Annotated in this window: 22 protein-coding genes; 14 read left to right on the top strand and 8 right to left on the bottom strand. The window is 63.4% G+C overall.

Annotation, left to right across the window (positions count from 1 at the left end):
• The first annotated feature begins 33 nt into the window (after positions 1-33).
• The 7 genes from AC5RU9_RS12640 to AC5RU9_RS12610 are packed head-to-tail and all read left to right on the top strand — an operon-like array spanning position 34 to position 7,952.
• Positions 34-1,644 carry a carboxyl transferase domain-containing protein gene (locus AC5RU9_RS12640; RefSeq protein ID WP_494016717.1) on the top strand — a complete coding sequence of 537 codons (1,611 nt, stop codon included), beginning with the start codon at positions 34-36 and terminating at the stop codon, positions 1,642-1,644.
• A gap of 2 nt (positions 1,645-1,646) precedes the next feature.
• Positions 1,647-3,842 carry an acetyl/propionyl/methylcrotonyl-CoA carboxylase subunit alpha gene (locus tag AC5RU9_RS12635; RefSeq protein WP_494016716.1) on the top strand — a complete coding sequence of 732 codons (2,196 nt, stop codon included), beginning with the start codon at positions 1,647-1,649 and terminating at the stop codon, positions 3,840-3,842.
• Positions 3,839-5,002, top strand: coding sequence for an acyl-CoA dehydrogenase family protein (locus AC5RU9_RS12630; protein ID WP_211711802.1), 1,164 nt, complete (start codon positions 3,839-3,841; stop codon positions 5,000-5,002). The genes AC5RU9_RS12635 and AC5RU9_RS12630 overlap by 4 nt, the downstream gene beginning before the upstream one ends.
• A gap of 20 nt (positions 5,003-5,022) precedes the next feature.
• Positions 5,023-5,814: a CoA transferase subunit A gene (locus AC5RU9_RS12625; protein ID WP_494016715.1), complete on the top strand. Its 792-nt coding sequence runs from the start codon at positions 5,023-5,025 to the stop codon at positions 5,812-5,814.
• A gap of 2 nt (positions 5,815-5,816) precedes the next feature.
• Positions 5,817-6,569, top strand: a complete 753-nt coding sequence (locus tag AC5RU9_RS12620) for a CoA transferase subunit B (RefSeq protein WP_211711804.1) — start codon at positions 5,817-5,819, stop codon at positions 6,567-6,569.
• On the top strand, positions 6,566-7,051 hold the full coding sequence (locus AC5RU9_RS12615; protein ID WP_494016714.1) for a MaoC family dehydratase: 486 nt from the start codon (positions 6,566-6,568) through the stop codon (positions 7,049-7,051). The genes AC5RU9_RS12620 and AC5RU9_RS12615 overlap by 4 nt, the downstream gene beginning before the upstream one ends.
• Positions 7,052-7,094: 43 nt before the next feature.
• Entirely contained in the window at positions 7,095-7,952 is an 858-nt protein-coding gene (locus tag AC5RU9_RS12610; protein WP_494016713.1) for an HpcH/HpaI aldolase/citrate lyase family protein, read from the top strand.
• 110 nt (positions 7,953-8,062) lie between these two features.
• On the opposite strand, the gene AC5RU9_RS12605 is transcribed toward AC5RU9_RS12610, so the two are convergent.
• From AC5RU9_RS12605 to AC5RU9_RS12575, 7 genes are read right to left on the bottom strand one after another with little or no spacing between them, the layout of a single operon-like run.
• Positions 8,063-9,166 carry a Gfo/Idh/MocA family protein gene (locus AC5RU9_RS12605; RefSeq protein ID WP_494016712.1) on the bottom strand — a complete coding sequence of 368 codons (1,104 nt, stop codon included), beginning with the start codon at positions 9,164-9,166 and terminating at the stop codon, positions 8,063-8,065.
• Positions 9,151-9,852 (bottom strand): ThuA domain-containing protein, encoded by a 702-nt coding sequence (locus AC5RU9_RS12600; protein ID WP_494016711.1) that lies wholly within the window; start codon positions 9,850-9,852, stop codon positions 9,151-9,153. The genes AC5RU9_RS12605 and AC5RU9_RS12600 overlap by 16 nt, the downstream gene beginning before the upstream one ends.
• A 50-nt stretch (positions 9,853-9,902) precedes the next feature.
• On the bottom strand, positions 9,903-10,907 hold the full coding sequence (locus tag AC5RU9_RS12595) for a sugar phosphate isomerase/epimerase family protein (protein ID WP_494016710.1): 1,005 nt from the start codon (positions 10,905-10,907) through the stop codon (positions 9,903-9,905).
• A 10-nt stretch (positions 10,908-10,917) separates the two neighbouring features.
• Positions 10,918-12,114 (bottom strand): Gfo/Idh/MocA family protein, encoded by a 1,197-nt coding sequence (locus tag AC5RU9_RS12590; protein ID WP_494016709.1) that lies wholly within the window; start codon positions 12,112-12,114, stop codon positions 10,918-10,920.
• Between the two features lie 30 nt (positions 12,115-12,144).
• A complete protein-coding gene (locus AC5RU9_RS12585) occupies positions 12,145-13,044 on the bottom strand; it encodes a carbohydrate ABC transporter permease (protein WP_494016708.1) in 900 nt (299 codons plus the stop codon).
• The gene (locus tag AC5RU9_RS12580) at positions 13,044-13,979 is read right to left on the bottom strand and encodes a carbohydrate ABC transporter permease (RefSeq protein WP_494016707.1); all 936 of its coding nucleotides are present in this window, start codon (positions 13,977-13,979) and stop codon (positions 13,044-13,046) included. The genes AC5RU9_RS12585 and AC5RU9_RS12580 overlap by 1 nt, the downstream gene beginning before the upstream one ends.
• A 3-nt stretch (positions 13,980-13,982) precedes the next feature.
• Positions 13,983-15,302 carry an extracellular solute-binding protein gene (locus AC5RU9_RS12575; RefSeq protein ID WP_494016706.1) on the bottom strand — a complete coding sequence of 440 codons (1,320 nt, stop codon included), beginning with the start codon at positions 15,300-15,302 and terminating at the stop codon, positions 13,983-13,985.
• A 309-nt stretch (positions 15,303-15,611) separates the two neighbouring features.
• Here AC5RU9_RS12575 and AC5RU9_RS12570 point away from each other — a divergent pair, with 309 nt between their 5' ends.
• On the top strand, positions 15,612-16,631 hold the full coding sequence (locus AC5RU9_RS12570; protein ID WP_249184202.1) for a LacI family DNA-binding transcriptional regulator: 1,020 nt from the start codon (positions 15,612-15,614) through the stop codon (positions 16,629-16,631).
• Here the strand turns inward: AC5RU9_RS12570 and AC5RU9_RS12565 are convergent.
• Complete coding sequence (locus tag AC5RU9_RS12565; protein WP_494016705.1) at positions 16,623-18,083, bottom strand: lipase maturation factor family protein; 1,461 nt, start codon at positions 18,081-18,083, stop codon at positions 16,623-16,625. The two genes, AC5RU9_RS12570 and AC5RU9_RS12565, sit on opposite strands and share 9 nt — an antisense overlap.
• An 85-nt stretch (positions 18,084-18,168) precedes the next feature.
• Here AC5RU9_RS12565 and dxr point away from each other — a divergent pair, with 85 nt between their 5' ends.
• From dxr to AC5RU9_RS12535, 6 genes are all read left to right on the top strand, one after another.
• A complete protein-coding gene (dxr, locus tag AC5RU9_RS12560; RefSeq protein ID WP_494016704.1) occupies positions 18,169-19,356 on the top strand; it encodes a 1-deoxy-D-xylulose-5-phosphate reductoisomerase in 1,188 nt (395 codons plus the stop codon).
• 33 nt (positions 19,357-19,389) lie between these two features.
• Complete coding sequence (locus AC5RU9_RS12555) at positions 19,390-20,721, top strand: M50 family metallopeptidase (protein ID WP_494016703.1); 1,332 nt, start codon at positions 19,390-19,392, stop codon at positions 20,719-20,721.
• A gap of 22 nt (positions 20,722-20,743) precedes the next feature.
• Positions 20,744-21,037, top strand: coding sequence for a YciI family protein (locus tag AC5RU9_RS12550; RefSeq protein ID WP_494016702.1), 294 nt, complete (start codon positions 20,744-20,746; stop codon positions 21,035-21,037).
• A 48-nt stretch (positions 21,038-21,085) separates the two neighbouring features.
• Positions 21,086-22,252: a flavodoxin-dependent (E)-4-hydroxy-3-methylbut-2-enyl-diphosphate synthase gene (ispG, locus tag AC5RU9_RS12545; RefSeq protein WP_011774258.1), complete on the top strand. Its 1,167-nt coding sequence runs from the start codon at positions 21,086-21,088 to the stop codon at positions 22,250-22,252.
• Complete coding sequence (locus tag AC5RU9_RS12540) at positions 22,215-23,093, top strand: GNAT family N-acetyltransferase (RefSeq protein WP_494017127.1); 879 nt, start codon at positions 22,215-22,217, stop codon at positions 23,091-23,093. Before ispG ends, AC5RU9_RS12540 begins: the two co-directional genes overlap by 38 nt.
• A gap of 87 nt (positions 23,094-23,180) precedes the next feature.
• Complete coding sequence (locus tag AC5RU9_RS12535) at positions 23,181-23,909, top strand: hypothetical protein (RefSeq protein WP_211711817.1); 729 nt, start codon at positions 23,181-23,183, stop codon at positions 23,907-23,909.

Genomic DNA, 23,909 nt, shown 5'->3' with positions numbered 1-23,909 from the left:
AATGGCCTGTGGCCGGGAATGGAACAGGGGTCGATGGAGACAATCGCCAGCTTGACGGGAACCGCCAGCGGCACGTTCGAGGCCAACCAGGAGGCGCAGCGCGCCCTGGTTGAGGAGTTGAAGAACCGCTTGGCAACAGCGGCATTGGGCGGGCCCGCAGCGTCCCGCGAACGCCATATCAAGAGGGGCAAGCTTCTCCCGAGGGAACGCATCGACTACTTGTTGGACGAAGGAAGCCCGTTCCTGGAGATCGCACCTTTGGCCGCAAACGGGATGTACAACGACGATTCGCCTGGGGCAGGTGTCATTGCAGGCATTGGACTCGTTCATGGCCGCCACGTCCTGGTCATTTCCAACGACGCGACGGTCAAGGGCGGGACCTACTACCCGATGACTGTGAAAAAGCACCTTCGGGCCCAGGAGATCGCGTTGGAGAACAAGCTCCCGTGTATCTACCTGGTGGATTCAGGCGGAGCGTTCCTGCCCAAGCAGGATGAGGTCTTCCCCGACAAGGAGCATTTCGGCCGGATCTTCTACAACCAGGCCCGGATGTCCGCGGCGAAGATCCCACAGATCGCTTCCGTGATGGGTTCGTGCACCGCGGGTGGGGCCTACGTCCCTGCAATGAGTGACGAGACGGTGATTGTCCGAAACCAAGGGACCATCTTCCTGGGCGGGCCGCCCCTGGTTAAGGCAGCCATCGGCGAGATCGTCACAGCGGAAGAGCTCGGCGGCGGTGACGTGCACTCCAGGATTTCCGGGGTCACCGACCACTTGGCGGAGAACGACCAGCATGCGCTGGAAATCGTTCGGGATATCGTTGCGACGTTGCCGAAGCCGGCGCAGCCGGCGTGGGACGTGCTCGACGTCGTCCTGCCGCCTTTGGTGGAACCGGCGGAGCTTTACGGTGTGGTTCCAACGGACGTCAACGCCCAGTACGACGTCCGCGAAGTGATCGCCCGGCTCGTGGACGGTTCTGAGTTCCACGAATTCAAGAAGAACTACGGGACCACCCTGGTCACCGGATTCGCGCATCTGCATGGGCATCCGGTGGGCATCGTAGCCAATAATGGTGTCCTGTTCAGTGAGTCCTCGCTCAAAGGCGCCCACTTCATTGAGCTCTGCGATCAGCGGGGAACCCCCCTGATCTTCCTGCAGAACCTCTCCGGATTCATGGTGGGCAAGGACTATGAGCAAGGTGGCATCGCCAAGAATGGCGCCAAGATGGTCACGGCGGTGGCAACAGCCCGCGTACCGAAACTGACGGTGGTTATCGGCGGATCCTTTGGCGCCGGCAATTACTCCATGTGCGGCCGGGCGTACTCGCCACGGTTCCTCTGGATGTGGCCGGCCGCCCGAATCTCCGTCATGGGCGGCAACCAGGCCTCCAGTGTCCTCGCGACGGTCAAAAGGGACCAGTACGAGGCGGCAGGCCAGGAATGGTCCGCCGAGGACGAAGAGGCCTTCAAGGCGCCCATCAAGCAACAGTACGAAGACCAGGGGAGTCCGTACTACTCCACCGCCCGGCTGTGGGATGACGGCATCATTGATCCCGCTGACACCCGCCGTGTCCTGGGCATGGCACTGGACGTCGTCTCCCGCCAACAACTGCCCGAGACCTCCTTCGGTCTCTTCAGGATGTGACCATGACCTTCCCGACACCAACCAAAACCGTGAACGCAAGCCCAACCCAGTCAACAAGCCCAACCCCGTCAACAACCGCACCCCGCACCTTCAACGCCGTCTTGGTGGCCAACCGGGGGGAGATTGCCTGCCGGGTCATCCGTACGCTGAAGGAGATGGGCATCCGCTCCGTCGCCGTGTATTCGGACGCCGACAAAGATGCAAAGCATGTAACGCTCGCTGACACTGCCGTCGGCATCGGCGGCACCGCGCCCGCAGAAAGCTACCTCCGGATTGACGCCATCATCGATGCGTGCCGTCGCAGTGGGGCCGATGCAGTCCACCCCGGTTACGGCTTCCTGTCAGAGAACGTGGAGTTCGCCAAAGCGCTGGACGCCGCGGGCATCACGTTCATCGGCCCCGGGATCGGTGCCATCGAGGTGATGGGCGACAAAATCCGCTCGAAGAACCACGTGATGGCCTACGACGTCCCGTGCGTGCCCGGGATCGCCAAACCCGGACTCGCGGACCAGGAACTCATTGACGCTGCTCCGGGAGTGGGGTTTCCCCTCCTGATCAAGCCGTCAGCGGGCGGTGGCGGCAAGGGTATGCACGTGGTGGAACGGCTGGAGGACATGCCCTCCACCCTCCTCACGGCGAGGCGTGTGGCTGCATCTGCCTTCGGGGACGACACCCTCTTCCTGGAACGCCTCATCCGGGCTCCCAGGCACATTGAGGTGCAGGTCCTGGCCGACAACCACGGCAATGTCATCCACCTCGGCGAGCGCGAGTGCTCGTTGCAACGCCGGCATCAAAAGGTCATAGAGGAAGCCCCATCGGCCCTCTTCGAAGCGCTGCCTGATGGCCAGGCGCAGCGGGCACGGATCGGCGAGGCAGCATGCCAGGCGGCGCGGAGTGTCAACTACAGCGGCGCAGGCACGGTGGAGTTCCTGGTCTCGGATGAGCACCCGGACGAGTTCTTCTTCATGGAAATGAACACCCGGCTGCAAGTGGAGCACCCCGTCACGGAAATGGTCACCGGCGTCGACCTCGTTGAATGGCAGGTGAGGATCGCCGCCGGTGAGGTGCTCACCGTCGGGCAGTCCGACGTCGTGCTTAAGGGTCACGCCGTTGAGGCGCGTGTCTACGCCGAGGTGCCCGAGCGGAACTTCATGCCATCGATGGGCCGCATCGTCGCGCTGGCCGAGCAGGGTGCTGACGACGCCGCCGTGTCCGGGCGGCAGAAGGGGCATGCCAACGTCCGGATCGACTCTGCCATGCGTGAGGGCTTGGAGATCACCGGCGACTACGATCCCATGCTTGCCAAAGTCATTGCGTGGGGCGAAGACCGCGCGACGGCGCTGAACACCCTCAATGCGGCGCTGGAGCGTTACACGCTGCTGGGTGTGGATACGAACGTCGAGTATCTGCGGCTGCTGATCAACGATTCCGAAGTCCGCGCCGGGCACTTGGATACGGGGCTGATCGAGCGGAAACTCCCGTCCATGACGTTCAGGCACGCCGGGCCGAGCGAACTCATCGCTGCCGCGCTCACGCTGTGGCTGGATCGCACCGGGCCGGCGCTCGCAGGCAACGCCTGGAAGACTCCTGACTCCTGGCGCGTCGGGGCTCCCGCCGCCTGGACCGCGACGTTGGGCGTTCCGGGTGGCGCCATGGCGACGGTGTCGATCACCGAACACGACGGTGTCCTCTCGGCAAAGCTCGACGGCGGCGACCCCGTCAATGTCGCAGTGGTGGACCGCAGCGGCGACAGTATCGTCCTGGAGCTCGACGGCGGTGTCCTCACCTACGTGGTGGGCATGGCGCCGGGCGTAGCCCCGGAGCTGTTCGTGGGCAACGACGGCTGGTCGTGTCGGTTTGAGGTCCTTAACCGTGCCGAACGGCTGCGTCGGGTACTCGCCGGCATCCAGCGCGAAGAGGGTGCCGCCGACCCGGAGGTGCGCTCGCCGATGCCCGGAACCGTGGTGTCCGTGTCCGTGGCTGATGGCGACACCGTGGAAGAGGGCCAAGTGCTCCTGGCCGTCGAAGCCATGAAGATGGAACACCAACTGGTGGCCTCGGTCGCCGGAACCGTCCACCTCACCAGTAAACCCGGGGACCTGGTCAAAGCAGACCAGGTACTCGCCACCATCCACGTAGCCGCTACCGACCAGGCCGGCACAGACCAGACCAGCACAGACAAGGAAGTCCAGCCATGAGCACCTTTGAACTCAACGAGGAATACCAGGACCTCAGCGACTCCGTCCGCGAGTTCGCGGATGAGGTGGTAGCTCCTGTCTCCGCAAAGCACGATGAAGAACACAGCTTTCCCTATGAAGTGGTCAAGCAGATGGGGGAGATGGGGCTCTTCGGGCTGCCGTTCCCGGAAGAGTTCGGTGGCATGGGCGGAGACTACTTCGCCCTGGCGTTGGCTTTGGAGCAGCTGGGCCGAGTGGACCAATCCGTCGCCATCACCCTGGAAGCGGGTGTTTCCTTGGGGGCCATGCCCGTCTACCGCTTCGGCACGGATGCGCAAAAGGAACAGTGGCTCCCGGAGCTGGCATCCGGGCGCTCATTGGCTGGTTTTGGCTTGACGGAGCGTGAGGCCGGTTCCGATGCCGGGGGCACCAAGACCCACGCGCACACGGAGAACGGCGAGTGGGTCATCAACGGCAACAAGGAGTTCATCACCAACTCCGGTACGGACATCACTACGCTGGTCACAGTCACCGCCGTCACCGGCCAAAAAGAGAACGCGGACGGCAGCACCAAGAAGGAAATCTCCACCATCCTTGTGCCCACCGACACGCCCGGTTTCACCGCCGAAAAGCCGTATAACAAGGTGGGCTGGAACGCGTCCGACACCCACCCGCTCACCCTGGACAACGTCCGCGTCCCGGAAGCGAACCTGCTGGGGGAGCGCGGCCGCGGCTACGCGAACTTCCTCTCCATCCTTGACGAGGGACGCATCGCCATTGCTGCCTTGGCCACCGGCGCAGCCCAGGGTTGCGTGGACCTGTCCGTGAAATATGCCAAGGAACGCAGCGCTTTTGGGCAGAACATCGGGAAGTACCAGGCCATCCAGTTCAAGATCGCGCGCATGCAGGCGAGGGCCCACACAGCCCGCCTGGCGTACTACGACGCGGCCTCACGGATGCTGGCTGGCAAGCCGTTCAAGACCGAAGCGGCCATCGCTAAGATGGTCGCAGGCGAGGCAGCCATGGACAACGCGCGGGACGCCACCCAGGTGTTCGGCGGCTATGGCTTCATCAACGAATTCACGGTGGCACGCCATTACCGCGACTCCAAGATCCTTGAAATCGGGGAAGGCACCACCGAGGTCCAGTTGATGCTCATCGCCCGCGAGCTGGGTCTGTAACCGTACGGGAAGGATCAAGGATGATTGACAAGGTTGTTGCCAGCGCCGCTGAAGCGGTGAGGGACATCCCGGACGGCGCCTCGCTCGCCGTCGGCGGTTTTGGCCTGTGCGGTATTCCCGTCGCGTTGATCGATGCGCTCCACAGCCAGGGCACCACGGACCTGGAGACCGTCAGCAATAACTGCGGGGTGGACGACTGGGGCTTGGGTATCCTCCTCAAGGACGGCCGCATCCGCCGCACCATCAGCTCATATGTTGGCGAGAACAAGGAGTTCGCTCGGCAATACCTTGCGGGGGAGTTGGAAGTGGTTCTCACCCCGCAGGGCACGCTGGCTGAGAAGCTTCGCGCCGGCGGTGCGGGCATCCCGGCTTTCTTCACCAAGGCCGGCGTGGGAACCCAGGTGTCCGAAGGCGGTCTCCCGCAAAAGTACGACGCCGACGGGAACGTCGCGATCGCCTCCTCGCCGAAGGAGGTGCGCACCTTCAACGACGCCGACTACGTCCTGGAGGAATCGCTGACTCCCGATTTCGGCCTGGTCCATGCCTGGAAGGGCGACCGGCACGGCAATCTTGTGTTCCATGCGACGGCCATGAACTTCAATCCCCTGTGCGCGATGGCGGCCAGGACCACCATCGCCGAGGTGGAGGAGCTCGTGGAACCCGGCGAACTGGATCCGGAACACATCCACACACCGGGCATCTTCGTGCAGCGCGTGGTGGTGGCGCCGGAAACGGAGAAGCGGATCGAGAAGCGGACCGTGGCTTTGGCGGCACCAGCGGCCAACGGCACGAGCGAACAGGCAGGAGCCTAGCTATGGAATCGAACAGCCTCCAGGACATCCCGCCCCGCCCGGAAGCCGTGCGCCACGAGTACCGGCGCGCCGACGTCGAACATCACGAAGCCAAAGGCTGGACCCGCAACGAACTGGCAGCGCGCGTCGCCCAGGAGCTGACCAACGGCCAGTACGTGAACCTGGGAATCGGGATGCCAACCTTGATCCCCAACTACATCCCGGACGGTGTGGAAGTCATCCTGCATTCCGAGAACGGCATCCTGGGCGTCGGTCCCTACCCTGCAGAGGACAAAGTGGACCCGGACCTCATCAACGCCGGCAAGGAGACCGTCACCACCAACGCGGGTGCGGCGTTTTTCGATTCGGCGTCGTCCTTCGGCATGATCCGCGGCGGGCATGTGGACGTCGCTGTCCTGGGCGCCATGGAGGTGGCTGCCAACGGTGACCTCGCCAACTGGATGATTCCGGGCAAGATGGTGAAGGGGATGGGCGGCGCCATGGACCTGGTGTTCGGCGCCAAGAAGGTCATCGTGATGATGGAGCACGTGGACCGGAGCGGCAGGCCGAAGATCGTCCAAAACTGTACCCTTCCGCTGACAGGCAAGGGCTGCGTGGACCGCATCATTACGGACCTCGCGGTGATCGACGTCGTCAAGGACGAAGGCGACCCGCGTCTGGTCCTGCGCGAACTGGCCCCCAATGTCACCCTCGACGACGTCGTTGCCGCTACCGGGGCCGAGCTGTTCGAAGAAGACCAGGAACTGACCGTATGACCCGGGTAGTCGAGCAGCGGGGGCTCTACTTTGATGAGCTTGAAGAGGACGTGGTCTATGCGCACAGGCCCGGCCGCACCGTCACCGAAACGGACAACGTCCTCTTCACCACCATGACCATGAACACGCAGGCCCTGCATTTGGATGCCGCGTGGAGCGAAGGGCAGCCCTTCGGGCAGCGGCTCATGAATTCGATGTTCACGCTCTCCACCATGGTGGGGCAGTCCGTCACGCAGCTGACCCAGGGCACCATCATCGCGCAACTGGGGCTGACCGATGTCACCTTTCCGCACCCGCTGTACCACGGGGATACGCTGTACACGGAGACGATGATTATCGGAAAAAGGTTGTCGTCCTCCCGCCCCGGACAGGGCGTGGTGACCATGCAGCACACCGGCCGCAACCAGGACGGGACCGTGGTGGCATCGGCCACCCGTACCTGCCTCATGTGGACCAAGGAAGCGCACGCCGCGCAATCCTAGTCGCCCTCCGTCCGTGTCAGCCCGCCACCACCTAGGAATCCGCATGCCTTCTCCCGATTCGTCTCCCCACCAAGCTGCAGCGCCTTTCACAATGGGCCCGGCACTCCTGTTCTGCCCAGCCGACCGGCCGGAACGTTTCGGGAAGGCCGCCGACCGGTCCGATGCCGTGATCCTGGACCTGGAGGACGCGGTGGCTCCAGCGGACAAGCCCCGGGCCCGCGACGCTATCATCGGGCAGCCGGACGGGGAGCGTTTGGATCCCGCGAGAACCATCGTCCGCGTCAACCCGGTGGGCACGCCCGGGTTTGAGGCAGATCTGGAAGCCTTGGCCGCAACCCCGTACCGCACCGTGATGCTGGCCAAAGCGGAAAGCGCTGCGCAGCTTGCGGCGTTGGCGGGGTACCAGGTCATAGCGCTGTGTGAAACGGCTGCAGGCATCGTGAACGCTGCCGCGATCGCGGCGCAACCGAACGTCGTCGGCCTGATGTGGGGTGCCGAAGACCTGCTGGCCTCCTTGGGTGGCCTGTCCAGCAGGAACGACGACGGCGGGTACCGGGCTGTCGCGCTGCACTCACGTTCCGCTGTGCTGCTTGCCGCTAAGGCTGCGGGCAAGGAAGCCATTGATTCGGTGTATGTCAACATCCCGGATCTTGACGGTCTCGCGGTTGAGTCGCAGGACGCTGTGGCCAGTGGCTTCGGGGCGAAGGCCTGCATCCACCCCAACCAAGTGGCCGTGGTCCGGGAGGCGTATGCCCCCACTCCCGAAGCAGTCGAGGCGGCATCTGAGCTGCTCGACGCAGCCGCAGCGGCCGGCACTGGTGTGTTCCAGTTCAAGGGCAAGATGATCGACGGCCCCATCCTCAAGCACGCCGAAGCCACCCTTCGCCGGGCCGGACGCTAACCACTGAGCCGGCCCCTGTTCGCCACACCCGCCGTGGAACGGCGGGGTGGGCAAACAAGGGCCGGAATGGTGGGACTCAGCTTTCGTGTGCGCGTAGGCGCCGTGTGTCGCTAGGCGCGTACTGCCGTCGAGAGTTCCGCCAGTTCCACCGTGGCAGGCCGCGCGGCCGTGCTCTTGATGGCTACTGCTTGCCCACTGCGGGCAGATTCCAGCACCGATTCCATGACGTCCAAGGCATGGAACGCCAACTGTCCACCGGCACGCGGTTCCTGTCCGGCCGGTGTGGCCGCGAGGTCGGCAATGCCAAAGCCGCGTCCCGAGTCCACATAGCCTGCCGATACCGGGAGCGTCTCCCAGTCCTCGGCGCCAAGCGCGAAAAGCTGTACATCGCCGTCGAAGTAGTTGGGGTCGGGCACAACCAACGAACCTTTTTCGCCGTGGATTTCGATGTTGGGGCTCTTGGTTTTGACCGCGTCGAAGCTCATGAAGAGGGTGGACAGGGCGCCGGAGGCGTGGACCAGGACTCCCGTGACGTGCGAGTCAATGGCAACGGGCACTTTTTGGCCTTCCCGCGGCCCTGAGCCGATGATCCGTTCGTCGCGGGTATGGCTGGCCGCGCCGACCACCGAAACCACGGGGCCGAGCAGTGTGACCAGCGCCGAGACGTAGTACGGGCCCATGTCGAGGAGCGGCCCACCGCCGGGCTGGTAATAGAAATCGGGGTTGGGATGCCACCGCTCGTGCCCGGGAGTCGCCATGGTCGCCGTGGCTGAGATGGGTGCGCCGATCAGGCCGTCGTCGATCGCCTTGCGGGCAGTCTGGATGCCGGTTCCCAGCACGGTGTCCGGCGCGCAGCCAACCACCACCCCGGCAGCTGCTGCCGCATCGAGTACTTCACGGGCCTCCGCCGTCGTTGCTGCCAGCGGCTTTTCGCCGTAGACGGACTTGCCCGCGGCAATGGCCTTCAAGGCAATGTCGGCGTGGGCGGCGGGAATGGTCAGGTTGAGGACGAGCTCAACGTCATTCGCGGCCAGGAGCTCGTCCACCGTGAGGGCCCGGACGCCGTCGTAGGATTCGGCGACGGCCTGCGCACGGGCAGGATCGAGGTCGGCAACGGCTACCAAATTAATGGCATCCAGCCGACGGAAGTTGCTCAGGTACTGCGCGATGATGGCACCGCAGCCGATGATTCCTACATTTAGCGGCTTGCCCACAGCATGCCCCTTTCGATGATGGTGCGGACGTTGCTGTCCTGGAGGATTTCCACGCGGTGGCCGGGGGTGCAGACGAAGATCCTGCCCTTGCCCCACTGGCGGGTCCAGAGAGCCGGAGAGGTGACTTCACGGTTCCACGGATCCCATTCCCGGACTTTCTGGGTGGTGGTTGCCAGGACATCGATGTAGTCGTCGGACAGGACCCAGTACTGCTCGGTGACGAGGTCGAAGTCTCCGATGCCCTGGGTGATGGGGTGTTCGGCGGCCGCTGGAAGCATGTTCACCGTGTACGGGACGTAATTGTCGGACTGTTCTCCCGTTTGTTCGTCAGGGTGCTTGCCCGGGTGGCAGGCAAACTGGCCGCCGACCAGGTGCAAATAATCCGAGTTGTTGCGGTAGGAATCGGCGATGCCACCGTGCCAGCCCGCGAGTCCCGTGCCATTCTCGACGGCGGTGCGGAGACCCTCGAACTCGTCCTTCTCGATGGTTGTCATCGTCATGCACTGCACGATCAGGTCGACGCCCGCCATGTAGTCCGGATCGGCGTAGATCTTGGGGGATTCCTCCACCCGGACGTCGTAGCCGTTGTCCCGCAGGTAGGGGATGAACAGTTCGGTGGCTTCCACCGGCTGGTGTCCGTCCCAGCCGCCGCGAACCACCAGCGCTGTCTTATTGTTGCTTTTCATGGTTTCCTTCGTTTCGGGGCGTTGTGTCGTTGGAGTCGGGTTTGTTGCTGTCAGCGCGTCGCAAACGCAGCATCGAAAGCTGCCGCTTGGGGACGTATGGCGGCGAGCCCCCGAACCATGTCCAGCGCCTGGGGAGCGCCGACCAGCCGGTCCATGCCAGCGTCCTCCCATTCGATGCTGGTGGGTCCTTCGTAGCCAATGGCGTTCAGTGTGCGGAAGATCGGCTCCCAGTTCACATCCCCGTGCCCGGCAGTGACGAAGTCCCATCCGCGGCGGGGATCAGCCCACGGCAGGTGGGATCCAAGGCGTCCGTTGCGGCCGTTGAGTTGTCGGACGGATTCCTTGACGTGGACATGGAAGATCTTGTCCGCGAAGTCCTGGAGGAACATCACGGGGTCCAGGTCCTGCCACAGGAAATGGGAGGGATCGAAGTTCAGGCCAAAACCTTCCCTGTGTCCGATCGCTTCGAGGGCGCGCTTCGCCGTCCAGTAGTCGTAGGCAATCTCGGATGGATGGACTTCCAGCGCAAAACGGACGCCTACCTCATCAAACACGTCCATGATGGGATTCCAGCGGTCGGCAAAATCCTGGTAGCCGCGCTCGATCATGGCGTCCGATGCCGGCGGGAACATCGCCACGCATTTCCAGATGGACGAGCCCGTGAACCCTGTGACCGTCTTGACTCCCAGCCTGGCGGCAGCGTGGGCCGTGGTCTTCATGCTTTCGGCGGCCCGCTCCCGCACGCCTTCCGCCTCGCCGTCGCCCCACACCGCTGGCGCAAGGATATCCCGGTGCCGCTCATCGATCGGGTCATCGCACACTGCTTGTCCGGTCAGGTGGTTGGCGATGGCGTGCACGCTGAGATGGTGCTTATCCAGGACGTCCAGTTTTGCCTGGAGGTAGGCGTCGTCCTCGACAATGCGCTGTGGATCCAGATGGTCGCCCCAGCAGGCGATCTCCAAACCGTCAAAGCCCCACTCTCCAGCCAGCCTCGCCACTTCCTCGAAAGGCAGGTCGGCCCACTGTCCGGTGAAGAGGGTGATGGGTCGGGTCATGATGTTCCTTTCAGACGTTCTGCCAGCGGCTTGCGTTGTCAGCGCTAGCCTCGACGGCGGCCAGCACCTTTTGTACCTGCAAGGCATCCGCGAACGACGGCGACGGCTGCTCGCCCGCGCCGATGGCCGTCACGAGGTCCACTACCTGGTGGGTAAACCCGTGCTCATAACCCAACCCATGGCCGGTGGGCCACCAGTTGGCGGTGTAGGGATGGGAGGGTTCGGTGACCATGATCTTCCGGAAACCCGCATCGGGTTCCAGTGCAGCGTCGTAGAACTGCAGCGAGTTCATATCCTCGAAGTCGAAGGCTACTGATCCCTTGGTGCCGTTGAGCTCCAGGCGCATGGCGTTCTTGCGTCCCAAGGCGAACCGGGTGGCCTCAAAGATACCGACAGGGCCGGCGGCAGCACCGTCGTCGTGGGTTGATTCGAAGCGGGCGGTGAACAGCGCTGCGTCGTCCACGGTGACCGGGCCCTTGGGGCCGTCCGCGCCACCGTGGCCGCCGAGGCCAACAAAGTCGCCGCCCACTGGGCGCTCCTTCACGAACGTCTCCAAAAGTGCGGAGACCCCGGTGATGTTGAGCCCGGTAATCCATTGTGCGGCGTCGATGCTGTGCGCACCGATGTCACCCAGCGAACCGGACCCGGACTTCGACTTGTCCAACCTCCAGGTCAACGGGGCGTCCGCGTCGCTGAGCCAGTCCTGCAGGTATTGCGCGCGGACGTGCCTGATCTCGCCTAAACGGCCGTCATCCACCATCCGCTTGGCGAGGGCCAGTGCAGGTGTGCGGCGGTAGCTGAAGCCGCACATGGACAGCACACCGCGCTCGGCTGCGGCCTGGGCCACCGCCGTCATCTTCTCCGCCTCTTCCACGGTGTTGGCGAGGGGCTTTTCGCAGAGGACGTGCTTGCCGGCCTCAAGCGCGGCGATGGCGATCTCGGCGTGGGTGTTGCCGGGGGTGCAGATATCGATGAGGTCGATGTCGTCCCGTTCGATCAACTTGCGCCAATCGGTCTCCACGCTGTTCCAACCGTATTTGCTGGCTGCTGCCCGGACGCCGTCGGCATTCCTGCCGGCCACTGCCGTGAGTTCAGGGACGAGGGGCAAGTCGAAGAACCGCGGCGCCGTACGCCAGGCGTGGGAATGCGCGGCACCCATGAACGCGTAGCCGACCATGCCGACCCGCAGCGGTTTCGTTTCAGTCATGACGGATTCCTTTCTGCTGGCAGGTGCCAGTCACTTGCTGAAGCCTGCGGTCAGACCGCTGAGCAGCTGGCGGCGTGCCACCACGTAGACCACCAGCAACGGCAGGGTAGCGAGGACAACGGAGGCGAGCACCGCTGGAATGTTGACGCTGAACTCACCTTGGAACGTCCACAGCGACAGGGGGAGGACCCGGGTATCGGGGCTCTGGGTGAGGATCAGCGGAAACAGGAAGCCGTTCCAGACGTTGAGTGCGTTGTAAATCCCCACGGTGATGACGGCCGGCTTGGTCATCGGCAAGGCGAGCCGCCACAGCATGGCCCAGTCCGAGCAGCCATCCAAGCGCATCGACTCGAACAACTCGTTGGGAACGTCCCGCAGGAAGTTGGAGAGGATCAGCACCGAAATGGGAATGGCGAAGGCAATGGACGGCAGGATCAAAGCCAGCAAGGTGTCGTACATGTGGGCTTTGGTGATCATCCAGTAGATCGGGATGATCGTGGCGTGAAGCGGAATGGCCAGGCCCAGCAGGAAGATGTTGTTGGTCAAGCCGAGGAATTTGCCCTTGCCGCGGACGATCGCGTACGCCGCCATGAAGGAGACCAGCAAAGCCGGAACCACACTGCCCAACGTGACGATCAGGCTGTTGGCAAAGTACTTGGCGAAGTCGTTTTCCAGAACCAGTTTGTAGTTGTCCAACGTCGGTTCGGCGGGCGGCAGCATGGGGTTGGACGTGAAGAAGCCTGCTTGGTTCTTCACGCTGGTAATGACCACGTAGTAGACCGGCACTATGATCACCGCGAGCCAGGCCCAACCGCCCAGGCCGCCCAGGATGTTGGGCCGCGACCTGCCGGGCGGCGGAGTCCGACGGCGGGTGGCGGCTGGCGTTGGCGGTGCTGCCGGTGACGTGGGGAGTTGTGTGGTGGAAGCCATTACGCACCTTCCAATTGGCTGGCATTGCGGTTCTTGCCGCCGAGTCGTTGGAGGAACAGGGCCAACGCCAGGCCGATGACCACGAGGATCACTCCCAGGGCGCTCGCCGCTCCCATGTCGTTGGCTTTGAATCCGGTGAGGTACATGTGCAGTGGCAGCAAGCGGGTGGAATACCCCGGGCCGCCGGCAGTGAGGACGAAGACCAGGTCGAAGTAGGCCAGGGAACCAACCACCATCAGGGTGGACGAGGTAATGATCGTGTACTTCAACTGGGGGAGGGTGATGTTGAAGAACTGCTGGACCCTCCCGGCACCGTCGATCTGCGCGGCTTCATACAGCGAAGTGGGTATTTGCCTGACTCCGCCTTGATAGATCAGGGTGTGGAACGGAACGAACTGCCAGGCGATCACGAAGACCACCACGAACAGCACGAGGTCCGAGTTGCCCAGCCAGTCCTGGGCCAGGACTGGCAGGCCCAGGCCAGGACCGAGGCCGAAGTTCGGATCCAGGAGCGCTTTGAAGGCAATGGCCACGGCCGCGGAGGACAGAAGCAGCGGCACAAAGTAGAGAACTGCCAAAGCGGCACGGTACTTCTGGCTGGCAGCGGTGAAGACACCCAGCAGGAGGCTGATGGGGGCCTGGACGATGAACGAGAAGAACATGATCTTGGCCGTTACCAGCAGGGCGTTACCCGTAACGGGGTCAGCCAGGACGGTTTGCCAGCTGGAGAGTCCATCGAGCTTAATTTCGCCGAGCCCGTCCCAGCGGGTGAAGCTCAGGAACAGGACGCCCAGCAGGGGAAGAATCGCAAAAAGCGTGAAGAAAGCGAGGGCCGGGACTGCCAGCCACCCCGACGGACCCTTTTCGAGGGTCCGTCGGGACGGCTGCTCCCGCCGGGAGGTCTGCTCCCGGGTAGTTGCAGTAATGGTCGACACGGATTACTTCCCGATCATCGCGTTCATGGTTGAGGCGAACTGCTCGGGCGTGATCTTCTTCAGGAAAATCTGGTCAAGGTTAGCCAGCATCGCGTCGCCCTGTGCCGGGCTGAGGGCCTGGTCCCAGGACAGGGTGAAATCGGGGGCGTCCTTGGCCATGCCGTAGACGTACGTCAGGAAGTCCTTGTCCGGGGATGCGGCAAGTTTGTCTTCGATGCCCGTGACCACCGGCACGGCTCCGGAGTCGATCAAGGCCTTGACGTTCTCGTCATTGAACATCCCGTCCTTGACGTAGTCCAGTGCTGTCTTCTTTTGTTCCTCGGTGGCCTTGGAGGAAACCGACCAGAAGTTGGAAGGATTTCCCACGACGTTTGCCGGATCTCCCTTGCCGCCTTCGATGGTGGGGAAGGGGGTGTAACCGAGCTTGCCGCTCTTGACGAAGTCGGCGGCGTCCTTCTTCATTCCCTGGTAGATCCAGCTGCCCTGCAGGATCATGGCCGCCTTGCCGGTGTAAAGGAGGGCCTGGTCTGCGTTGCTGTCCGCCGCAATCGAGGAGAACCCGTTGATGAAGCCGCCAGCGTCCACCAGCTCCTGGATCTTGGTCAGCGCCTCGATGACTGCGGGATCGGACCAGGCATCCGGCTTGTTGGCTGCGATCTTGGCGAAGACTTCGGGTCCGCCGATGCGGTCTACGAGGTACTCGAGCCACATGAGGTCCGGCCATTTCGACTGCCCGCCCAGCGAGAATGGAGCTACGCCTGCGGCCTTGAACTTGGGCACCAGTGCCATGAGTTCATCCCAGGTCTTGGGTGCTTCGGCGCCGATCTTGTCGAAGACTTCCTTGTTGTAATAGAGGACCACCGGCTGCACTTTGTTGTTGGGCAGGGCGTAGGTCTTGCCATCGATGACGCCACTTTCCAGGATCGACGGGAGGTAGCGGCTCTGGACATCAGGGTTCTCTTTGAGGAATCCGGTTAGGTCATCCACTTGTCCGGCGTCGACGTAGGACTTGAGGACGCCGCCTCCCCAGCCGTAGACCAGCGTGGGACCCTGCCCGGCGCCGACGGCCGTGCGCACCTTGGTCTTGTAGGCATCGTTTGCGAAGAAATCGAGCTTGATGGAGGAATCGGGGTGTGCCTTGTTCCAGGAGTCCACGGAGGCCTGGAAGACTGGTTGGTCACCGCCTGTCAGCCCCCACATGGTGGCCGAATCCGCGGAGGCTCCGCTTCCGGCAGGGCCCGAGGAGCCGCAGGCTGCGAGCGAGATTGACAAGACGGCTGCCGAGACCGCCATTCCGGCGGTGCGCAACTTCAGATTATTCATGTGCTGTTTCCATTCGTCCTACGGGCTCGACGCTGATGGCCCGGCTGCTCGTATAAAAAGCCGCACTCTGCGGGTAGGGATCAACTTCGATCGCCAGTACCCTGAAAGCTTTTTCGAAATGTTTCGGAAGTCCTTTCGAAAGTGCCCACCAAATTTAGCCGTGAGGCACGTCACCGTCAAGGGTGTTTTTGCGGATATTTCCCGCCATGCTTTCGAGATTGACGCCGTGGAGGACGCTGCTGCACACTAAACACATCCGAAACTTTTCGAAAGCAGGCTGCCGTGGTCCCCGACGACCGACCCTCAAAAATGACACTGTCCGCCGTGGCCCAAGAGGTCGGAGTGTCGGTCCCCACGGTCTCCAAGGTGGTCAACGGGCGTGCCGACGTGGCCCAGGGAACCCGTACGCGGGTCCTGGAAGCGCTCCAGCGGACGGGCTATAAGACGCCGCTCCAACGCAAGGGCAAACCCGTGCAAAGGACGGTGGAAGCGGTATTCGACTCGTTGAATTCCGCCTACAACATGGAGATCCTCAACGGTGTCATGGAGCAGGCCAATCTCTCCGGCATGGAAGTGGTCCTCTCTGTGACAGGCCTGCAGGCTCCGCCGTCCCTGGGGCCCGAGGAACGGGCGCAGCGCATGATTGATGAAGGTCGCAGCGGAATGATCGTGGTCACCTCGGCTTTCGGGGCGACGCAGCTCGAAGCATTCCAGCGACGTCAGATTCCCATCGTGGTGATCGACCCCCTCAATCCGCCACCTTCGAACCTGTTCAGCGTGGGTGCGAGCAACTGGGCCGGCGGCAAAGCAGCTGCCATGCACCTCCTCGAACTTGGCCACCGCCGGATTGCGTTCATCGGCGGTCCGGACACGGCAGAGTGCAGCCAGGCCCGCCTGCATGGCTACATGGCTGCCCTCATGGCCGAAGGCATCACGGTGGAACACGAGTACGTCTCGGCCGGCAAGTTCCGGCCGGAGAATGGTGCCGCTGCCTTCAAGGCGCTGCTGGCTTTGGAGGACCCACCCACGGCGATCTTCGCAGGCAGCGACAGTATCGCCCTGGGCGTCCTGGCTGAGGCGCGGCGACAGGACGTGCGGATTCCCGAAGAGATGAGCCTGGTGGGCTTCGACGGGACCTACCAAGCAGAAGAGTCCATTCCACCACTGACGTCGGTGAGCCAGCCGCTGCAGGAAATAGGCCGATCCGCGTTGAACTTCATCCTTCGCCAAATGCAAGGCGAAGAAATCGACTCCCGAAGGGTGGAACTGGCAACCCACCTCGTTGTCCGCGAGTCCACTGCGCCGCCACGGGCCACAGCGCTACGGTAGGTCCCGCCGTCGTGGGTTCAGCTGCTGTGGCGGGATGGCCTCATACAGCAGCACCCGCACCCATCGGTCCCCGGTTTCGCGGAACTCCGCCCGACTCGCGAAGCGGTACAGGTAGCTTCGCGCGCGGACCCACCGCGGGCGCCCGCCGTCGAACGGGTCCCGGCGAAGCAGCCCAAGGGTCGGCTTGTCGGCCTCCAGCAGTTTGTCCAGGAAGGCGTAGAACCAGTCCTCGTGGACGGTCCGCAGCGGCAGGAACCACATCAGCCAGTCCAATCGAAGGTGGTAGGGGGCCCATTGCCGCGGAAGCCGCCGGACATCCCCTGGCTTGCCCTTGAAACCGTACTCCAGCCAGCGGTCATCAGGAGCGTCGGGCTCCGTGGCCGTGGTGCCTTCCACCACGATCTCGATCCGCTGCTTCGTGACCGTACCGAACGCGCCATAGGCGTTAACCAGCCGCCAGCGGTTGAAGCTGGCATTCATCAGTTGGCGGCGGGAGAACAGGTTGAGCAGGGGGCGGTAGCTCAGCACCAGCAGCAGCGCCGTAACAAGCACGACGACGGCGAGCCACCACGGCGCGGTTTCGGCACCTGGGTGCCACTCCAGCGGGATGGACGGAAAGACGGCGTGTGCCACAGGATCGCTCACGGCCGCAAAGGCCAAAACGATCGCCACCCAGTTCAGCCACGCGAAGTTCCCGCTTGCCACCAGCCAGAGCTGGGTCACGATGATGATGCCGGCCGCGACGCTGGCCAGGGGCTGCGGAGCGAACAGGAAGAACGGGACCACGAGCTGCGCAAAGTGGTTGCCCAACACCTCGACTTTGTGCAGGGGACGCGGCAGGAGGTGCGCCTGCCTGCTGAGCGGGCCGGGCATCGGCTGGGTCTCGTGGTGGTAGAACATCGCGGTCAGGTCCCGCCATTCACGGCCGCCACGGATCTTGATCATCCCCGCGCCGAACTCGAGCCGGAAGACCAGCCACACGATCATGAGCAGGACGGTTGTGGGCGGGGGCGTCTGGTCCGAGCCCAGGAAAGCCACGGTGAACCCGGCTTCCAGGAGCAGGATCTCCCAGCCGAATCCGTAGAACGTCTGGCCGACGTTGACAATGGACATGTAGAGCAGCCACAGGGCAAGGAATGCCAGCAACGGCAGCCACGGCGGCCCGGCCTGGGGGAGGCCCCAAACCAACAACGCTGCTACGGCCATGCCCGCCCAGCACACCATCCGCAGGAGCCCATCCGAGTAGCGCCAGCGAAAAAGGGTGGGCCGGGCCAGCCGGCGCGCCATGTCCAGAAACGCCGGCACGGGAAGCAACCCGCGCTCGCCGAGAAGGGCCGGAAACTGGTTCAGCGTGGACAGGAAAGCAACCAGGTACAGCGCGGCCGTGCCGCGCTGCAGGACCTGCCGCGCGAACTCGTAGTCCCGAGCATCAAACCAGGACAGCCACTCCACGGTTCCACGGTACGCCCGGCCGGAGGTTCTCCACATACGTCCGGGTCCGGTCGCTGCCCTCCTCGGTGGCTGGGATACTTAAGGAATGCAGCCGCGCAAGATCGTCATCCTCGGGTCCACCGGTTCCATCGGCACACAGGCGCTTGACGTCGTCGATGCCGCCCCTCATCGTTTTGAGGTGGTGGCGCTGAGTGCCGGCGGCGGAAACCTTGGACTCATAGCGCAGCAGGCCGTCCACACCCGGGCCCAGGCGGTGGGCATTGCCCACGGGGACCCGGCGATGCTCCGGCAGCTGATTGATGCCGCGGCCTCCTCCGAAGGTGTCAGGGGATTCGCGCCGGAAATTTTCGTTGGCCCGGACGCGTCCACCCGGATCGCAGCCATCGCTTGCGACGTGGTCCTGAACGGCATCACAGGTTCCATAGGGTTGGCACCAACGCTGGCCGCGCTCGGCACGGGAGCCACGCTGGCCCTGGCGAACAAGGAATCACTGATCGTCGGCGGCGCGCTGGTCAAGGCCGCAGCCCGCCCCAGACAGATTGTCCCTGTTGACTCCGAGCATTCGGCCATCGCCCAATGCCTGCGCTCAGGCACTGAGCAGGAAGTCGAAAAACTGATCCTGACCGCTTCGGGAGGCCCGTTCCGTGGCCGCACGCGTGAACAGCTCCATGGCGTCACGCCGCAGGAAGCCCTTGCCCACCCCACCTGGGACATGGGCCTGATGGTCACCACCAATTCAGCCAGCCTCGTCAATAAAGGCTTGGAAGTGATCGAGGCCCACCTGCTCTTTGATGTTCCCTTGGACAGGATTGAGGTGGTGGTCCACCCCCAGTCGGTGGTGCACTCGATGGTCCAGTTCGTGGACGGCTCCATCATTGCCCAGGCATCACCTCCGGACATGAGGTTGCCCATTGCGCTGGGCCTGGGATGGCCTGATCGAGTCCCGCACGCCGCGAAGGCCTGCGACTGGAGCCAAGCCACCAGCTGGACGTTCGAGCCCCTTGATACCGTGGCTTTCCCCGCCGTGGACCTCGCCAAGGATGCCGCGAAGCAAGGAAGTACGTTCCCTGCCGTGTTCAACGCAGCCAATGAAGAGGCCGTTGAGGCTTTCCATGCCGGACGTATCAGGTTCACCGACATTGTGGACACGGTGGAGTCCGTCCTCAGCGAACATTCAGGCTCTTCGGAGCTAACGGTGGAGTCAGTGCTGGATGCTGAGAAGTGGGCACGCGCCCGAACCCACGATCGTTTAGCCAGCAGCAGCGCCCTGTAGCCTACAAACCCCTACGGAAGCAGTCCCACCGGCATGAGTCCCGTCCTTCTCTTCATTCTCGGAGTCGTTTTCGTCGCTATTGGCGTTGCTGTCTCCATCGCGTTGCACGAGGTAGGCCACCTGGTGCCCGCGAAGCTCTTCAAGGTGCGCGTCACCAAGTACATGATCGGCTTCGGGCCTACCCTCTGGTCCCGGAAAAAGGGCGAAACGGAGTACGGCTTCAAGGCCCTTCCCCTGGGAGGCTATGTGGCCATGATCGGCATGTACCCGCCCAACAAGGACGACGGCGCCGTCCGGCCCTCCAGTACGGGGATGTTCCAGACACTCGCCACCGAGGCGCGTTCGATGGCGCACGAAGAAGTGGGTCCCGGCGACGAAAAGCGCGTGTTCTACAAGCTGCCTGTCTGGAAAAAGATCATCATCATGCTCGGCGGTCCCGCAATGAACATGATCATCGGCCTCATCCTCCTGGCAGTGCTGCTGATGGGATTCGGTGTGGCCCAATCAACCACCACCATTGCCGACGTTTCCAAATGCCAGGTAGCTGCAGGCCAAACCGTTGACCCCGATTCCGCGGATTGCAAGCTCACCCCTGCAGCGGCCGCAGGACTCCAACCGAACGACACCATCACCTCCTTCGACGGCAAGGCCGTGACCAGTTGGGACGAGCTGACCAGCTGGATCCGGGCATCTGCTGGCAAGGACGTTCCCATCACGGTGCAACGCAACGGCGAGTCAGTGGAGACCACTGTGACACCGGTGCTCTCCTCCCGGCCAGTAGTTGGAGCTGATGGACGTGCCGAGCAGGACGCCAACGGTGTCCTCAAATACCAGGAAGTCGGATTCCTGGGGATCGGTGCGCAAAGCGCCCTGGTTCCCCAACCGGCGTCGGCGGTCCTTCCCATGGCAGGCGAGAACATCAAGCAGATCGCCGGTGTGATCTTCAACCTGCCCGCCAGGGTGGTGGGCGTCGCAAAAGCGGCCTTCAGCGAGGAGCCCCGGGACCCCAACGGTCCCATCAGCGTGGTGGGTGTCGGCAGGGTGGCCGGCGAAGTCGCAGCCATGGAACAGGTGCCCATGCAGGCGCGTATTGGAACCCTGGTGGGGTTGTTGGCGGGGCTTAACTTCGCGCTGGCCATCTTCAACCTCATCCCGCTCCTGCCCTTGGACGGCGGCCACGTTGCCGGCGCCCTGTACGAGGGCGCACGCCGCCAGGTGGCCAGGCTGAGGGGGAAACCGGACCCCGGGGCCTTCGACATCGCCAAACTGTTGCCTGCCACCTACGTTGTGGCCGCGTTGCTCATGGCCATGGGTGCGCTCTTGATCTACGCAGACATCGTCAAGCCCGTGAACATCTTTGGCTGAGCGGGCGGGATAGGCTAGCTCCATGACTGTTTTCGCTGTTGAGTACGTATACGTCGCCGATTCCGATGCCCTTCGTGATGAAGCCCGGCCTGCGCACCGTGCCTGGCTCGGCGGACTGGCTGAGGAAAACACGTTGCTTGCCAGCGGCCCGTACGGTGACGGCGCCGGTGCCCTGTTGATCTTCAAGTCTGCGGGTGAAACCCAGCTCAACGACCTCCTCAAGGAGGATCCGTTCGCTGCCGCCGGCGTTATCGCCGGCATCCGAACCACGGAATGGTCCCCGATCATCGGTGTCCTGGCCGCCCACACGTCCTGACACGGCCGTCCTCCACTACATCGCCCCACCCCAACCCAAGGAGTCCACGTGACCTCGGTCAGCCTGGGAATGCCAGCAGCCCCACCACCCGTTCTTGCCCCGCGACGTAAGACGCGGCAGATCAAAGTGGGTTCAGTGGGCGTTGGTTCTGATTCGCCCATCAGCGTTCAGTCAATGACCACCACGCCCACCACGGACATCAACGCCACGCTGCAGCAGATCGCGGAGCTCACAGCATCGGGCTGTGACATTGTCCGCGTCGCCTGCCCGTCCGCCGATGATGCCGAAGCGTTGCCCATCATTGCCCGCAAGTCCCAGATCCCCGTGATCGCAGACATTCACTTCCAGCCGAAGTACGTCTTCGCCGCCATTGAGGCTGGCTGCGCAGCAGTCCGCGTGAACCCCGGAAATATCCGTAAGTTCGATGACCAGGTCAAGGAAATCGCCGCGGCCGCCCGGGACCACGGCACGTCCATCCGCATCGGCGTCAATGCTGGCTCCCTCGAGCCCGGCATCATGAAGAAGTACGGCAAGGCCACACCGGAAGCACTGGTTGAGTCCGCTGTCTGGGAAGCCTCCCTCTTCGAAGAGCACGGATTCCACGACTTCAAGATCTCGGTCAAGCACAACGACCCCGTCATAATGGTGGCCGCCTACGAGATGCTCGCCGAGAAGGGCGACTGGCCCCTGCACCTCGGGGTAACCGAGGCCGGGCCCGCGTTCCAGGGCACCATCAAATCGGCAACAGCCTTTGGTGCGCTCCTGTCCCGCGGCATCGGTGACACCATCCGCGTCTCCCTCTCGGCACCGCCGGTGGAAGAGATCAAGGTTGGCAACCAGATCCTGCAGTCCTTGAATCTGCGCCCCCGCAAGCTCGAGATCGTGTCCTGCCCATCGTGTGGCCGCGCCCAGGTTGACGTCTACACGCTGGCCGAACAGGTCACGGCCGGCCTTGAGGGCATGGAGATCCCGCTGCGCGTCGCCGTCATGGGTTGCGTCGTCAACGGACCCGGCGAAGCACGCGAAGCGGACCTCGGCGTGGCCTCCGGCAACGGCAAGGGCCAGATTTTCGTGAAGGGCGAAGTCATCAAGACTGTGCCTGAGAGCGAAATTGTTGAGACACTGATCGAAGAGGCCATGCGCATCGCCGAAGAGATGGGGGAGGCCGATGGCGAAGATGCTGTCAAGGGTAGCCCCGTGGTTAGCGTCTCGTAACGGGACCGGCTTGGGAGTCAGGGTGCTCGGCAGTGCCGACACCCTGGCTCTTCGCGAGCTTGCGAGCGAGGACGTCGTAGCCAACGTCTTCATTCTTTCGCACTTGGACAGTACCGGCACGGCGGCGCCCACCAGCGGGGGCGCCAGTGTCTTAGGAGTGTTCGACGACGGGACCCTCCTGGGGGCCTGTTGGGCGGGAGCCAACCTGGTGCCCGTGCAACTCGATCCCGGACTGGCTGGGTACGTAGCCAACGCTGCCCACCAGACGGGTCGACGTTACGCGTCCATCTTTGGCCCGGCCGACACGGTGCACGCGCTGTACTCCCGTTTCGAGCAATTGGGGCACGCCGCCCATGAAGTCCGCTCCCAGCAGCCGCTCCTTACGATTTCCGGCAAACCGGCCACAAGCCCCAATCCTTCGCTGACTTTCGGCAGCATGCAGGACTTCGACCGCATCCTGCCCGCCTGCGCGGCGATGTTCGAGGAAGAGGTTGGCTATTCGCCGTTCCTGGGCGGCCAGGAGTTTTACAGCAGGCGGGTGGCCGGGCTCATCCGCCAGGGACACTCACTGGTCCACATCGATGCCACAGGCACGGTGGTCTTCAAAGCCGAACTGGGCGCCGTGACCCAGGACGTTACGCAGGTCCAGGGCGTGTGGATGAATCCGGAACTGCGTGGACGCGGCCAGAGCGCCGGGTACATGGCCGCCGTCGTGAATCTTTCCCGCACCTTCGCACCGGTGACCAGCCTGTATGTGAACGACTACAACGCCAAAGCCCGCGCCACTTACGAGCGGGTGGGCTTCGAACAAGTGGGCACGTTCGCAACCGTTCTTTTCTAAGTCCGCTACCCGTTCCGGCGCTCGGGACTTGTACTCTTGTCTCGGCTGACGCCTGTCAGCTCATCACTCGAATTCCCTGGGGAACAAATGAATAAGAATGCTCTGCGTGGATTTGCCGCAGCAGGTTTGCTGGTTGCGGGCCTCACAGGCTGTGGCGGCGCAGCTACCTCCACCGACGCAGCGTCGGAACCGGCCAGCGAATCAGCGACGCCCACTGCCACACCCACCAAGGCTTACACACTCGAGGAACTCACAGCCGTCCTCGGCCAGATCAAGGATCAGCAGGGCGCAAAGCTCAGCGTTATGTCCAGCGCCGACTTGAGCGGTGCCATGGAACAGTCAAAGGCCGTCATGGCACAAATGGACATCCAGCCCGCGGCCTGCAAAGAGATGGCTATGGGTTCCACGGCGCAGCCAATTGAAGGCGTCAAAGCAGCTATCGGCGTCAGCCAGAATGCTGCTTCCGGGGTCATCAGCACGATTTCGCTTGGTACGGGCCTCGGCGACCGGATAGCCGCCAGGGCGCAGGAGGCCAAGAACCAGGTAGCCCAGTGCGGCACCATGACCATGACGGGCCCCACAGTCAGCGGCACCATCACCGTAACGGATCTGGAAGCCAAGAAGCCGGCAAACGCACTGTTTGCCTACCGCATGGACACTGAGCTTTCGACCGGCGGCAAGACTTCGGTCATCCTTTCCCAAGCGGTTGACCAGAACGTACTGATCTCCGTCACGGGCATGGGCGGCAAGTCCGAGGAAGCGGCATTGGCGAGCGTTACGGGGCTGCTTGACCAAGCCTCTGAGCTCATCAAGTAG

Source organism: Arthrobacter sp. B0316-5-4, assembly GCF_059090325.1.
Note: the sequence above shows the minus strand (reverse complement) of the source record. Positions and strands in the feature narration are given on the sequence as shown.